At 66.0% G+C, this 14277-nt stretch carries 12 protein-coding genes; 6 read left to right on the top strand and 6 right to left on the bottom strand.

Annotated elements, in window-relative coordinates; genetic code table 11:
* The first annotated feature begins 83 nt into the window (after window positions 1-83).
* On the top strand, window positions 84-1472 hold the full coding sequence (locus V6M63_RS23750; protein WP_332745945.1) for a phenylacetate--CoA ligase family protein: 1389 nt from the start codon (window positions 84-86) through the stop codon (window positions 1470-1472).
* Between the two features lie 79 nt (window positions 1473-1551).
* Here the strand turns inward: V6M63_RS23750 and V6M63_RS23745 are convergent, their stop codons facing one another.
* The 4 genes from V6M63_RS23745 to V6M63_RS23730 all read right to left on the bottom strand — a co-directional run bounded on the left by V6M63_RS23745 (window position 1552) and on the right by V6M63_RS23730 (window position 5711).
* Window positions 1552-2019, bottom strand: a complete 468-nt coding sequence (locus V6M63_RS23745; protein WP_332745944.1) for an EVE domain-containing protein — start codon at window positions 2017-2019, stop codon at window positions 1552-1554.
* 45 nt (window positions 2020-2064) lie between these two features.
* Complete coding sequence (locus V6M63_RS23740; RefSeq protein WP_332745943.1) at window positions 2065-3834, bottom strand: methyl-accepting chemotaxis protein; 1770 nt, start codon at window positions 3832-3834, stop codon at window positions 2065-2067.
* A 6-nt stretch (window positions 3835-3840) separates the two neighbouring features.
* The gene (locus V6M63_RS23735) at window positions 3841-4377 is read right to left on the bottom strand and encodes a chemotaxis protein CheW (RefSeq protein WP_332745942.1); all 537 of its coding nucleotides are present in this window, start codon (window positions 4375-4377) and stop codon (window positions 3841-3843) included.
* Between the two features lie 92 nt (window positions 4378-4469).
* Window positions 4470-5711 carry a Fic family protein gene (locus V6M63_RS23730; protein ID WP_332745941.1) on the bottom strand — a complete coding sequence of 414 codons (1242 nt, stop codon included), beginning with the start codon at window positions 5709-5711 and terminating at the stop codon, window positions 4470-4472.
* Window positions 5712-5924: 213 nt separating this feature from the next.
* Here V6M63_RS23730 and V6M63_RS23725 point away from each other — a divergent pair, with 213 nt between their 5' ends.
* Both V6M63_RS23725 and V6M63_RS23720 read left to right on the top strand, forming a co-directional pair.
* Window positions 5925-6803, top strand: a complete 879-nt coding sequence (locus V6M63_RS23725; protein WP_332745939.1) for an NUDIX hydrolase — start codon at window positions 5925-5927, stop codon at window positions 6801-6803.
* Window positions 6804-7095: 292 nt separating this feature from the next.
* Window positions 7096-7935 carry a PEP-CTERM sorting domain-containing protein gene (locus V6M63_RS23720; RefSeq protein ID WP_332745937.1) on the top strand — a complete coding sequence of 280 codons (840 nt, stop codon included), beginning with the start codon at window positions 7096-7098 and terminating at the stop codon, window positions 7933-7935.
* Window positions 7936-7956: 21 nt separating this feature from the next.
* Here the strand turns inward: V6M63_RS23720 and V6M63_RS23715 are convergent, their stop codons facing one another.
* The gene (locus V6M63_RS23715) at window positions 7957-8694 is read right to left on the bottom strand and encodes a Crp/Fnr family transcriptional regulator (RefSeq protein ID WP_332745936.1); all 738 of its coding nucleotides are present in this window, start codon (window positions 8692-8694) and stop codon (window positions 7957-7959) included.
* A gap of 272 nt (window positions 8695-8966) precedes the next feature.
* Between V6M63_RS23715 and V6M63_RS23710 the strand changes: the two genes are divergently transcribed.
* A complete protein-coding gene (locus V6M63_RS23710) occupies window positions 8967-10511 on the top strand; it encodes a methyl-accepting chemotaxis protein (RefSeq protein WP_332745934.1) in 1545 nt (514 codons plus the stop codon).
* A gap of 22 nt (window positions 10512-10533) precedes the next feature.
* Complete coding sequence (locus V6M63_RS23705) at window positions 10534-12069, top strand: sensor histidine kinase (RefSeq protein ID WP_332745932.1); 1536 nt, start codon at window positions 10534-10536, stop codon at window positions 12067-12069.
* 24 nt (window positions 12070-12093) lie between these two features.
* Here the strand turns inward: V6M63_RS23705 and hpnC are convergent, their stop codons facing one another.
* Window positions 12094-13035, bottom strand: coding sequence for a squalene synthase HpnC (gene hpnC, locus V6M63_RS23700; protein WP_332745931.1), 942 nt, complete (start codon window positions 13033-13035; stop codon window positions 12094-12096).
* A gap of 121 nt (window positions 13036-13156) precedes the next feature.
* Between hpnC and V6M63_RS23695 the strand changes: the two genes are divergently transcribed.
* On the top strand, window positions 13157-14275 hold the full coding sequence (locus V6M63_RS23695) for an efflux RND transporter periplasmic adaptor subunit (RefSeq protein WP_332745929.1): 1119 nt from the start codon (window positions 13157-13159) through the stop codon (window positions 14273-14275).
* Window positions 14276-14277: the final 2 nt, after the last annotated feature.

Below are 14277 nucleotides of genomic sequence, written 5' to 3'. Positions count from 1 at the left end.
GGAAGGACTGTCCATGCCTGCGGATCGGGATGCCGATCCGCTCGTCATGGGCTGATGGTCCACTGAAAGGAGAGCCTCCTCCGATGCCGACTGCGTTCGAACCCTGGCACACCGGTCTGGTCGCCGCAGAGGTGGGCATGGCCTCGAGCGCCTCGCCCGAAGTGCTTGCCGAGCTGCGCGCGCGGCGCCTGGCGACCTTGTTCGAAGCGGCTGCTCAAGGCTCGCCACGCTACCGTCGACTGTTGGCCGGGCGCGACCCGGCGCACACCCGGCTGGAAGAACTGCCCATCGCACGCAAGTCGGAGCTGATGCGTCATTTCACCGACTGGGTCACGGACCCGGCCATCTCCCTCGACCACCTGCGCCGTTTCGTCGCCGACCCCGGGAACATCGCCCGGGCCTGTCTCGACCGGTACATCGTCTGGGAGAGCTCGGGGAGTTCCGGCGAGCCTGCCATCTTTGTGCAGGATGCGCAGGCCATGGGTGTGTACGACGCCCTCGAGGCGCTGCGCCGCCCGGTGCTGCGTCCTCTGCAGCGCTGGCTGGACCCCTGGGGACTGACCGAGCGCATCGCCTTTGTCGGGGCCACCGGTGGGCACTTCGCGAGCAACGTGTCGGTCGAGCGCCTGCGGCAACTGCAGCCGGGACTTTCGGCCCGACTGCGGGGCCTGTCGTTTCTGCAACCCATGAAGGCGCTGCGCGCCGAACTGGAGGCGTTGCAGCCGACCGTGCTGGCGACCTACCCCAGCGCTGCCGTGCTGTTGGCGCAGGAACACCTCGCGGGCCGCCTGCAGGTGGACCTGCGCGAGATATGGACCGGCGGGGAAGGGATGTCGTCGGTCCAGCGCGCATTCGTTCAAGACAGTTTCTCGTGTCCAGTCAGCCAGAGCTACGGCGCTTCGGAATTTCTGTCGCTGGCTTTCGAATGCCGCCATGGGGCGTTGCATCTCAACAGCGACTGGGCGATCCTGGAAGCCGTGGACGCGCAAGGCCGTCCCGTGCCGGACGGGCTCGCCGGCAGCACCACCTTGCTGACCAACCTGGCCAACCACGTTCAGCCGCTGATCCGCTACGACCTGGGAGATCGCGTGAGCTTTCAGCCCACCCCCTGCGTCTGCGGTTCGCACCTGCCCGTCATCACCGTATCCGGCCGCGACGACGACACACTGCAACTGCCCGGCGGCCGGGGACGCGCCCGCGTGGACGTGGTACCGCTGGCGGTGAGCACCGTGCTGGAAGATGCGGGCCTGTTCGACTTTCAGCTCGTGCAGAACGGGCCAGCCGAGTTGTTGCTCACCACAGGCATGCACGGCAGACAGGCGCAGCACACGCTCGACGCGGCTCGCCAGCAACTGGAGGACTTTCTGTGGGAGCAGGATGCCCGGGGTGTGCACATCCGATGCCGCAGTGGGGTGAAGGCACGGTGTGGCCGCAGCGGCAAGCTGCAGCGCGTGATCGTCTCACCGCACTGACCTTGCCCTGCACGGCGGGTGGGTGGGGCACGCTGGCGCATCGAGCGAGCGCAATACCCTGGCGCTTCGCGCGGTCGCGTCAGGCTTTCAGCAGCGTCCCGGTGATCAGCTGCCAGTGTTCGGCGCTCACCGGCGTGATCGACAACCGGCTGCCACGCTGCAGCAGCGTCATGTCGGCCAGCGCCGGTGTGGCACGCAGTTCGGGCAGGCCGAGCAGCCGAGTCTTGCGCAGCGCCTTCACATCGAGCAGCAGCCAGCGCGGTGCTTCGGGCTTGGACCTGGCGTCGAAGTAGGGCGACTTCGGGTCGAACTGCGTGGGGTCGGGTCGGGTGCTGGACGCGACCTGCGCAATGCCGGCGATGCCGGGTTGCGGGCAACTCGAGTGGTAGAACAGCACGCCATCGCCGACGCGCATGCCGTCGCGCATGAAGTTGCGCGCCTGGTAGTTGCGCACGCCGGTCCAGGGCACGGTGGCGCCCGGTGCGGCGAGTGCGTCGTCGATCGAGCACTCGTCCGGCTCGGATTTCATCAGCCAGTATTGGGTCATCGCGCTATTTTGCGACGACAACCCCCAGGCTTTGCAAGCGGGCCTTTAGAAGGACTCCCACTCGTCCGATGCGCCTGCCTTCTCGGCGACTTTCACCACTGGCTTGGGCGCTGGCTTCACGGGCGCAGCGGATGCGGCTTTCGGGGCGGTCGACACGGGCTTGACCGTTGCCGGCTTGGCCACGGGGGTGCTGCGCACGGTGGTGTTGCCGGGCTTGTGCAGGTCGGTCGATCGAATCTGGGCGATCGTGCTGTGCGAGGCGGCCTGCGCATCCACCCGGAACACGCGCACCACCTCGGCCAGGCGGTCGGCCTGCTCGTTCATGCTGGAGGCGGCTGCGGCGCTTTCTTCGACCAGGGCGGCGTTCTGCTGGGTCAGCTGGTCCAGGTTGGCCACGGCCGTGTTGATCTGGTTCACGCCGTCGGCCTGCTCGCCGGAGGCGCTGGCGATCTCGCCGATCATGTCGCGCACACGCACCACGTTCTCGACGATCTCGCCCATGGTCTTGCCGGCCTGGTTCACCAGCTCGGTGCCGGCGGTGACCTTGTCCACGCTGGTGCCGATCAACACCTTGATTTCCTTGGCCGCCTGCGCGCTGCGCTGGGCCAGGTTGCGCACCTCGGCAGCCACCACCGCGAAACCGCGGCCTTGTTCGCCGGCGCGGGCGGCTTCCACCGCGGCGTTCAGCGCGAGGATGTTGGTCTGGAACGCGATGCCGTCGATCACGCCGATGATGTCGTTGATCTTGCGTGAGGACTGGTTGATCTCTTCCATGGTGGAGATCACCTGGCTGACCACGTCGCCACCCTTCTGGGCGCTTTGACCGGCCACATCGGCCAACTGGTTGGCCACGCGCGCCGAGTCGGCCGACTGGCGGATCGCGCCCGACATCTGTTCCATGCTGGCAGCGGTCTGTTGCAGGTTGGAGGCGGTCTGCTCGGTGCGCGCCGAGAGGTCGTGGTTGCCGGTGGCGATTTCCTTGGCGGCCACGGTGATGTTGTCGGTGCCGCGCTTCACGTCCGCGACCACGTTCACCAGACGCTCGCGCATGGAGACGAGCGACGTGATCATGGCGCCGAACTCGTCCTTGCGGTCGTTGCGGATGGTGGCCGTGAGGTCGCCACCGGCGATCTGCTCGGCGAATGCCATCGCTTCGCGCAGCGGGTTGCGGATGTTGCGGATCAGGAAGAACGCGCCTGCGACGATGCCCGCGACCAAGAGAGCGACCTGGATGGTTGCAATCCTCAGACTGGTGGCACGCTGCTCGTCGAAACCCTGCTGGGCTTTGGCGCGGATGTCGGACTGCATGCGCGTGAAGTCGCGCAAGCCGCCCACATAGGGCGTCACGGCAGGGTTGAAGCGCGCCCGGATCTCCTCGGCGGCACCGGCGGCATCACCGGCCTTCTTCATCTCGTTGGCCTTGGCATGCGAGGCCAGAACGCTCTTGCGCAGTTCGGCGATCTTCTCCAGTTGCGCTTTCTCAGCCTCGTTCAACTCCATCGTCTGCAGCTTCTTTTGAAGTTCGTTGATGGTGGCGATGGCGGCGGGAACCAGGTCCTTGTACATCTCGCCCACGGCGGGGTCGCTGCTGACCACGGCGGCCTGGGTGCGGGTGACCGCGAGTTCCGTCAGCGCGGCCCACTCGCTGGCAATGGTGGTCTTTTCAGCCAGCTTGGCCAGCGTTTGTTCAGACGTCTTGTTGAGCTGGGTCGATCGCGATCCGGCGGTACCCACGACCACGAACAGGGCGACGATGATGGCGATGACGCCGGCCCACAGCCGGGCGCCGACGGAGAGATTGCGAAAGAAGTTCATGGCGGTTTATTGAATGGTTTCGGTGGGAGCGACCAGGCCCAGGTCGGAGCTGCCAAGCAAGGCTTCGATGTCGGCCAGGATGAGCATGCGCTCGCCCACGCTGGCGATGCCGGTGATGAAGCCGGCGTCCAGGGAGGTGTTGATCTGCGGTGCGGCCTTGATGTGTTCCTGGCCGAGCCGGATCACATCGCTCACCGAGTCGACCACCAGGCCCACGACGCGGTTGTGCACACTGAGCACGATCACCACGGTCAGGGCGTTGTATTCCACCTTGGCGCAGCCCAGCTTGATGCGCATGTCCACCACCGGCACGATCACGCCGCGCAGGTTGACCACGCCTTTGATCGATTCGGGCGCGTTGGCGATGCGGGTGGGCTCTTCGTACGAGCGGATTTCCTGCACGCGCAGGATGTCGATGCCGTACTCCTCGGCGCCCAGGCGAAAGCTCAGGAACTCACCGGCACCCGCCAGCGCCGGGGCGTGGCGGCGCGCGGGCGCGCCGGGAGAAGGGACCGCGGGGGTGGGGGTGTTGAGGGCGTCCATGGGTCCAGGGTGTGTGGGGTTGATACTTGCGTATCGACACCTGCCCGGGTTTCTTGAGCCTGGGTTGATACCTCTGGGCGGTTGGCCCCGCTTCAGCCTTGCGATTCCGCTTCGGGCCACAGCTTGGGGAAATAAAACCGCAAGGCGTGCTGCGGCACGCCCAGGCGCAGCCTGCCATGGGGGGAGTCGGACTCCAGCAAGCCGCGCTTGAGCAGTGCACTCACTTGCGCCGTGGCCAGGCGCTCGCCCAGCCCGAGCATGGCCTTGAAATCGTTGCGGTCGAGCTCGCCCTGGGTGGCAAAGAGGTAGTGCAGTGCGCGCAGCGCTTCGGTGCGCACGCCCGCTTTCACCACATGCTCTTCAAAGTTCAGGCAGGCGGCCATGCGGTCCTTCATGCCGCCCAGCGCAAGCGCGCCCGCCATGAAGTCCACCTGGTCCTGGCACAGGGTCAGCACGTAGGTGATCCACTGCTCCAGTCCTCGCTCGGTGAGGTTGCCGCGCCCATCCAGATCGCCACCTCGGGGTTCATCGGCCGCAGCAAGAAGGGCGTAGTAGCGGTCGTGGCTGCGGGCAAAACCCCGCAAGGGTGACCATAGTCCGTTGGTCAGGCCCAGGTGACCGAGCACCAGCTGGCTGTGCAGGCGGGCCACGCGGCCGTTGCCATCGCGAAATGGGTGAATCCAGGCCAGCCGCTGGTGCGCGGCGGCCATGGCCACCACCTGCATCTCGCCCCGTCGAACCTGAGCGTAAACCTGGGACCAGCGGGCCAGGAAGGCGGGCAGGTGTTCGGCGGCAGGCGCGGCATGGCGGCCCACGCTCACCTGTTGCTGCCGCAGTTCGCCCGGCTGCAGCCAGGCGGGCGCTGCGCCGTCAGGCAACTCGGCGGGGGGGATGGCCAGATCGGCCTGGGGCAGGCGGGCAAACAGGTCCTGGTGGATGTCCTGCACGGTTTGTGGCGACCACACGCGTGCCGTGTCCCACTGGGGCCACAGGGTTTCGAGCTGCTGTTCGGTGCCCATGTGGGCCAGGGCGAGTCGCTGGCGGCGCGCCTTGTCGGCGTCTTGTGCGTAGTCGTTGCGCAGCGCCTGCTCGATCTCCAGTGGAAACGTGTGCTGCCCCTCGATCTTGTTGGAGTAGTACGAGTTCATCGCCCTCAGCAGACGACGCAACCCGCCCAGCGCGCCGGGTTGGCACAGGCCCGACAGCTGGTCGGCGCGACGGATGAGATCGTGCGCGTGTTCCAGCAGAGGGCCCAGGCGATGCTCGCCTGGAAGCAAGGGCTCCATCTGCGAAGGATGATCGTAGAGAGAGAACTTTTGCGACTTTGAAGGCATGGCCAAGTGTATGCTTTCAAATGGAATTATTCAAATACTGCGAATCATTTTGCGACTTTGAATGCGTGTTTTTGAAGCAATCCACCGGGCCGACACGGGGTTTCAGGAGACTGTGTCGATCAGTTCGACTTCATCGCGCCGCTGCTTTGACCCATGCTCACCGTCGTGCTCATGGCGACACCCGCTGGACGAGCTCTCGCCGACAATCCACGCATGGCCCTCACGATCAATTCCGACACCGTTCACACGCCGCCCGTGCCTTCTGCCACCGTCATGGTGGTGCGCGACGGACCCCAGGGGCTGGAGGTGCTGCTGGTGCGCCGGCACGGCAATTCGGGCGTGCTCGGCGGTGCGCACGTGTTTCCCGGTGGCAAGCTCGATGCCGCCGACCACCAGGTGGATTCCGCAGCGCTGGACCGTTCGGCTCTCGATTGCGCGCAGGGTTTGCACGAGCCGGGTCTGAGCGTCGAGACGGCGCTGGGGCTGCATGTGGCGGCCCTGCGCGAGACGTTCGAAGAATGCGGCCTGCTGCTGGGTCAGGTGCATCGCGCGGATCTGGTCCCGCGCGTGCGTGAGCTCACCGCCGCGGGCATCGGTTTTGCCGCCGCCCTGCATCAACTCGGTTGCCCGGTGTCCACCGCCAGTGTGTTGCCGTGGTCGCGCTGGGTCACGCCACGTGTGCCCTCGGTGACCAACAAGCGCTTCGACACACGCTTCTTCGTGGCCACAGCGCCGCATGGCCAGGAGGCCGAGCATTGCACCTTCGAGGCCACCGAAGCCGTGTGGCTGGCGCCGCGCCTGGGGCTGGAGCGCTACTGGGCGGGTGAGATCGATCTGGCGCCGCCCCAGATCATGAGCCTGGGACAGCTCAGTCACCTGAGCACCGCCGCCCAGGTGATGGCCGCTGCCCGCAGCCGACCGCCCGCGCTGATCGAGCCCGAGCCCTTCGACCAGGACGGCGTGCGCGTGATCTGCTACCCCGGTGATCCGGCGCACAGCATCGCGCAGCGCGTGTGGTCTGGCCCCACAAGACTGGCCTACCGCAACCAGCGCTTCGAGGCCGAGGGCGGCCTGGCGGCCCTGTTGGGGTAGTCGGGAGGGCCACCAGGCTTTCAAGATGCCGTCGAAGCCCGGGGTCTTGGCAGCACGCAATGTCGTCCGTTCACCTGTCGGGTTTCTTTGCAGTTTTGTAAACCTGCGATCAAGGTCTTCAGCCACCTCTTTGTTTTTGTTGAGGAATTTTTCATGGCATGAAGCATGCGATGCACGACGCCTCAACGCTTGCTGTGCCTTGGTCTCAGGGGTCCGTATTGAGCTGTGGTGACCGCCCCTGGTCATGAGTTGCGGCAATCCCATGTCTGCACTTTTTCCAGGAGTCCTCATCGTGAAAAACTTCTCCACCCGGATCTGGATCGCGGCGTTGCTCTCGGGGGCGTCATGGGTCGCGCAGGCCGCGCCCATCGACCTGAGCTCCTGGTCGCCATTGACCCTCGACTTCGCTGGGGGCCAACCAGCGGGCAACTGGGTGCTTGAGCCGGGCAATGAAGCGGTACAACAGGTGGTCAATGCCGACCCTTCGTTCTATCTGAACAACCTCAACCAGACCAGCTATTCCATCCAGGGCTCCTGGCAGGTGCTTGAGAGCGGCGGGGACGACGATTACATGGGCTTCGTGTTTGGCTACCAGAATTCGAGCAATTTCTATTTGTTCGACTGGAAGCAGGGCACCCAAGGCTATGAGGGCCGAACAGCCGCCGAGGGCATGGCGGTGAAGAAAGCGACGGGTGCCACCGGCGACGGCCTGACCGATCTTTCGCTGGCCGAGCTCTGGGAGAACCAGGTGAACTTTGGCGACGTGGACGTGCTGGCCACCAACCAGTCCAGCAGCATGGGGTGGGAAGACAACACGCTCTACGACTTCCGGCTGGACTTCAATCTGGTCGCAGGAGAGTTCACCATCGTGGTCAAGAAAGGACTCGATGAACTCTGGAACGTGACGGTGGCGGACAACACCTTCACCTCAGGCGAGTTCGGGTTCTACAACTACTCCCAGCAATTCGTCCGATATGCCGGCTTCGAGCAGGAGGGTGGAGTCATCGTGGATCCAAACCCGGTGCCTGAGCCGGGTTCATTGGCCCTGTTGGTCATCGGACTGGTCGTGGCCGCCGGGACCGTCTACCAACGTCGGAAAATGACGGCGCAGGTTGCCCTGCTGAAGCGTTGAGGCCAATAGCCTCGCGCGGCTTCAACCGTGCTCGCCGTTGTCGCTTGTGCGACCGTCGGGGCTCACGATTTCGCAATGCCAGCGGTCGTGCCGCAGGATGTGACCCGCTGCCTCCAACTGTCGCAGCGAGCGCGCAATGGTTTCGCGGGTGGTCGACAGAAGGGAAGCCAACGCAACATGACTGGGCAACCGGATCACGCGGCTGCGTTGTTCGGTCGCGTACAGGCGCAATGCGGCAAGCAACTTCTGTTGAAGGCCTTTGATGCGCATCACGCGTGACCAGTCGGCCAACTGCCCCAGAGATCGCACGATGCGTGCCTGCACACAGGCGTGGAAACGCCGGTCCACCACACCGAGCCGATAGAAATCCGGAACGTCGAGGCGGCAGATTCGACCGGCGGAGAGGGCGATGGCGCTGATCTGCTCGCGGTGACCATAGAGGGCATATTCCCCCAGCGTCTTGCCGCGCCCGAGCAGGGCCACCGGGTGGGCCTGGCCGTCCTCACCCTGGCGACTGCCCATCACCGCACCGATCTTGATGATGGAAATCTGCTGTGCCACCTGGCCCTCTGGCATCAGCAGGTCGCCCTTGCCGAAGTGAGACTCGGCGACGCAGGGCGTCAGCAGGTCGCGTGAGGCCGCGGGCAGACAGCCCATGAGGCACATGGGCAGCGTGGCGCACTGCGGGCAGCGTGCGCGCACGGCATGGGTCTTTGGTGGTCTGGTACCCAGGACGGTTGCGGTGTTTGGCGGGTTCATGTGGATGTCACCGGACTCGTGGCGGCGTTGATCCTGTGTGGGGCCGTGTTGGCGTGAATCAAGGCCTGGCTGTGAACGAAGCTGTGTTGGGTCAAGGGATCGTCCAATTAGGCAGGCTTCCCCGGCCAGGGGCTGCGTCACTTCCTCGCACAAATGCGTGATGCGTCACATCGGATGTGGATACGGGAATTTTTGCTTCGATTTTTGATTTGGCTCAATCTGCTTGTGTGCCGAAATGGGAGAAGTTTCACCAACAAGATCGAACATTGCCCATGCGAGACAACCAGCCCGTGACCCAGCAGGAATACGTGTTCGACGATCGCAGCACGCTGCTGTCGACCACGGACACGCAAAGCCACATCGTCTATGCCAACGACGCATTCGTGAATGTGAGCGGCTTCGCGACGGAAGAATTGATTGGCCAGCCGCACAACCTGGTGCGCCACCCCGACATGCCCCCCCAGGCATTTGCCGACATGTGGGACACCCTGCGTCAGGGCATGCCGTGGTCCGGGCTGGTGAAGAACCGGCGCAAGAACGGTGACTACTACTGGGTGCGGGCGAATGCCGCGCCGGTGATGCGCAACAGTGTGCTCATGGGCTACCTCTCGGTGCGCACCCAGCCGGCACGCGCGGAAGTGCAGGCTGCCGAGGAGCTGTACCGGCGGTTTCGCGAAGGGAGGGCGCATGGGCTGCGCTTCTTTCGTGGCCTCGTGGTGCGCAGCGGCTCGCTCGCCTGGCTCTCCTGGAACCAGCGCTTGGGCGTGAGCGCGCGCATCCGCGTGGCCTTGCTGCTGCCCGGGCTGGGCATGGCCGTGCTGCTGGCCGTGTTGGACCTGCCTGCTTCACAGACCGCGGGTCTGCTGGGCGTGCTGGTGGCGCTGCTGTTGTTGGCATCCCGGTGGCTGCAGCGACAACTGGCCGCGCCTCTCAAACAGGTGTTGCTGCAGGCCCAGCGTGTGGCCAGCGGGCAGGCGGGTGGGCTCGCCAGTCTGAACCGCGTCGACGAGATCGGCATGCTGCTTCTCACGGTGAACCAGTCGGCGCTGAATCTGCGCTCCTTGCTGGACGACGTTTCTTCGCAGGCTTCGGGCGTGTCGGCGGCCAGTGGCGAGATCGCTGCCGCAAACAATGACCTGAGCGCACGCACCGAGCAGACCGCGGCCAACTTGCAGCACACGGCGGCGTCCATGCAGCAACTGGTGGGCACCATGCGACAGAACGCGAGTGCCGCCAGCCGGGCTGCATCGCTGGCCAGCGCGGCCAGTGAAGCGGCTGGCAGCGGGGGTGAGGCCATGCAGGGCATGGCACGCACCATGGAGCGGATCACGCGCTCGAGCCACCGCATTGCCGAATTCGTGGACATCGTCGACAGCATCGCGTTCCAGACCAACATCCTGGCGCTCAACGCCGCCGTGGAGGCGGCCCGCGCGGGGGAGCAGGGGCGGGGATTTGCGGTGGTCTCCACCGAAGTGCGCACACTGGCGCAGCGCAGTGCCGATGCGGCCAAGGAGATACGCGAATTGATCGACAGCAGTCTGACCAGCATCCGTGAAGGCGTGTCCCAGGTCGAGGCCTCCAGCGCTCGCATGAACGAGATCGTTGTTCAGGTGAGCGACCTCACCCGGTTGATTGCCTCCGTCAATGTGGCCTCGGTGCAGCAGACGGCGGAGTTGGAACAACTCAACACGACCGTGGGCCAGCTTGACGAAATGACGCAGCAGAATGCCGCGTTGGTGGAGGAGAGCGCCGCGGCGGCCAATGCGTTGAAGCACCAGTCACAGAGCATGAAGAACTCGGTGAACATATTTGCGTGATCCTCGAAACGAGGAGCCCGCCATGCCGACCCATTCGACGCCAGGTGCCCATGAAATGATGCAGCGTCTGCAGATGCTGGAAATGATCGTCGACAACACTTCCAACATGGTGGTGGTGACCGACGGGAAACGCCGCATCACCTGGGTCAACGCGGCCTATACCCGTGTCACCGGGTGGACGCTGGAGGAATGCGTGGGCCGCCACCCGGCCGAACTGCTGCACGGACCGCAGACCAGCGCCCAGGCGCTCTCGCGCCTGGGCGCCATGCTGCGCCGGCCCGAGCCCGTGCGGGACTTTGAACTGGTGAACCACAAGCGCTCGGGCGAAGCCTATTGGGTGTCGCTCAACATTCAGCCGATCTGTGATGCCACCGGCCGCCTGATCAGCTACGTTTCCATCCAGTCCGACATCACCGAGCGCAAGCAGCGCGAGCAGCTCACTGCCGCCTTGCAGCATCGCCTGGAGCAGGCGCAACGGCTTGCGCGTCTGGGTCGCATTGAGCACGACGAGACAACCGGCCACTCGCGGTGGACCTCGGAGATCTACCGCATCCTGGGGCGCGAGCGCGACGATGTGGCGCGCGATGCGGAGGACTTTCTGGCCTGCGCCCATCCACTGGACCGCGATGCCGTTCGGGCCGCGCAGGCCGAGGCGACGCGCACCGGCGAGGGACTCGATGTGGAGTTCCGCGTGATTGCGGATTCTGGAATCCACCGATGGGTGCGATGCCGAGGCCTGCCACGGGCCGACACGGTGGATGGGGACCAGCCGCTCACGCTGACGGTGCAGGACATCACGCTCTACAAGAACCTGATCGAACAGCGGCGCATCCGCAACGAGGACCTGGACCAGCAGGTGAAACTGCGCACGCGCGAGTTGCAGGAAGCCTACAGCTCACTGGAGGAGTTTTCCTATGCGCTGTCGCACGACCTGCGCACGCCCTTGCGCCACATCGCCGGTTTTGCCGAACTCCTCAAGGAAGCCGCGATCGCGGGCGAAGTGTCGAGCAGCGTGCAGTACTGCGAGAGGATCATCCGCGCTTCGGTGCAGATGAAGAACCTGATCGACGGCATGTTGTCCTTCGCACGCCTCGGGCGCCAGGGCATGACGCTGGAGGCCGTGGACATGTCCGCCCTGGTCAACGACGCGGTGGCGTCGGTGGCGATCGATGGTCACTCCAGGACACTGCGCTGGCACATCCAGCCCGGGCTGCCCACGGTGCAAGGCGACCCGGTGCTGCTGCGCGAGGTCTGGACCAACCTGCTGGAAAACGCCGTGAAGTACTCCGCGCACCGCGAGGTCGTCGAGATCCACGTGGGTTGGACGGCGCGGTCCGATGGGGTGGAATTCCACGTTCGCGACAACGGACTGGGCTTTGACCCGGAGCATGCCGATCGCTTGTTCGGCATGTTCGAGCGTCTTCACCGCGATGCCCGATTCGATGGCGCGGGCATAGGACTGGCTTTGGTGCGCCGGATTCTGGAATGCCATGGGGGCCGCATCTGGGCCGACTCACGCCCGGATCAGGGCGCGACGTTTCATTTTTTCCTGCCATGAGACCGTTGCACGATGGCGCGGCGTTCACATCCAGAGTGCTCGCCAGACCAGCCGGGGCAGATCGGCGCGCTGCAGCTTCACGCGGGTTTGCCAACTGCGGTGGTCCTGCTCCTGGATGAGCTCCAGGATGCGCAGGCCACCTTGCACCACCAGACGGAGTTCCCAGCCGGCGCGCCCCGGCACGCGGCGTGCCAGCGGTGCGCCGAGCTGCATGAGCGCGCGCGCGTAGGCGCAGAGCTCGGCCACCGCGGCTTGTCTGTCGGGCGTGGCCTCCAGCTGCGCACTCTCGAAATCGCTCACCTGCAGCCCGTGGCGTTGCAAGGTGTCGGTCGGCAGGTAGCAGCGCCCGTTGGGCAGATCGCGGCTGATGTCCTGCCAGAAATTGATGAGTTGCAGCGCGCTGCAGATCTGGTCGCTCTGCTGCAGCGATCGCGCGTCGTGCACGCCATACAGGTGCAGCAGCAGGCGCCCCACCGGGTTGGCCGAGAGGCGGCAGTAGCCCAGCAACTCCTCGGTGCTGGCGTAGCGGTGTTGTTGGTCGGTGTAGCGCACGTCCTGCTCGAAGGCGCTCAGCAGGTCGTGCAGCAGATCGCCCGGCAGCGCGTGGCGCGCCACGGCCAGGCCCAGCGGCTCGAACACGGTGGCCCAGCGCTGCGGCCAGGGCGCAACCGCGCCGCCAGTGGCCTTGACGATGCACAGCGCCAGTTCGTTGCGGTACGCGGCCAGATCGGCCAGCCGCTCTGCGGCGCTGGCCGAGCCTTCGTCGGCGATGTCGTCCGCGGTGCGGGCGAACCGGTAGATGGCCACGACCGTGGGCCTGAGCTGGGGCGGGCAGAGCCAGGACGCCACCGGGAAATTTTCGTAATGCTCCACGCCGCCGCCCAGCGCGCCAAGCGCGGCCTGCGCCGGGGCGTGGGTGGGGTCATCAGGAGGCAGGGATTGCACCGGCGGGGTGGGTTGCGTCATGGGAGTGAAGGCCGATTTGATGGGTATTTTTGCTTACTAACCGGTCAGTCAGTAATATACGGGCATCCGCTGCGGCCTGAATGTGCCGCGTGCCTTCCATTCTCACCCCGCCCAGATCACCATGAAAACGCCGAATTTGTTCCTGATCGTGACCGCAGCGCTTGCCTTGGTGGCGTGTGCGCCCGCGCCCGCGCCCGTCGAGCCGATCCGTTCGGTCAAGCTGATGACCGTGGGCGCGAGCGCCCTGGGGGCCAAGACCGAGTATGCCGGCGAGGTGCGTGCGCGCGCCGAGTCGCGCCTGGGCTTCCGGGTCGGTGGCAAGCTGGTGCAGCGCCCGGCCGAGGTGGGGCAGCGGGTGAAGGTGGGTCAATTGCTGGCCCAGCTGGATGCGCAGGATCTCGCGCTGTCCAGCCAGGCCGCGCAGGCCCAGGTGAGCGCGGCGCAGACCCAGCGCGATCTGGCCGCGGCCGATCTCAAGCGTTTTCAGGAATTGCTGGCCCAGGGCTTCGTGAGCGGCGCCGAGATCGAACGCCGCCAGGCCACGCTGCAGTCGGCCGACGCCTCGTTGCGTCAGGCGCGTGCCCAGGGCGCGGTGCAGGGCAATCAGGCCGGCTATGCCCGCCTGCTGGCCGACGGCGCTGGCGTGGTGGTGGCGGTCGAGGCCGAAGTGGGGCAGGTGGTGGCGGCCGGCGCGCCGGTGGTGCGCCTGGCGCGTGATGGCGCGCGCGACGTGGTGTTCGCGGTGCCCGAAGACCGCTTGGCGCTGCTGCGTGTGGGGCAGGCTGCGCAGGTGCGCCTGTGGGCTGGTGCTCCCAGCGGGCCGGCAGGCGCGGCCACGCCGCTGGACGCCGTGGTGCGCGAAGTTGCGGCCAGTGCCGACCCGGCCACACGCACCTACCAGGTGAAGCTGGCCTTGCCCGAAGGCGCGGCCGCGCCGCTGGGCGCCACGGCCTATGTGACGATGGTGGCGCCCACCGGTGGACCCACCGCTGCGATCAAGCTGCCGACCTCGGCGCTGATGCGCTCCGACGCGGGAGACCGCAGCGGCAGTGCGGTCTGGGTGTTTGACGCCGCCACCAACACGGTGCAGCCGCGCCCGGTGGTGGTGGCCGGCGCCGACGGCAACGAGATGGTGATTGCCTCGGGCCTCAAGCCGGGCGACGAGGTGGTGGCCGCTGGCGTGCATGTGTTGTCGCCAGGGCAGACGGTCACGCGCTTTGTTGGCGCAGCCACGAAGTGAGG

This window comes from Hydrogenophaga sp., from assembly GCF_036675665.1.
In the GTDB taxonomy this organism is placed as follows: domain Bacteria; phylum Pseudomonadota; class Gammaproteobacteria; order Burkholderiales; family Burkholderiaceae_C; genus Hydrogenophaga.
Note: the sequence above shows the minus strand (reverse complement) of the source record. Positions and strands in the feature narration are given on the sequence as shown.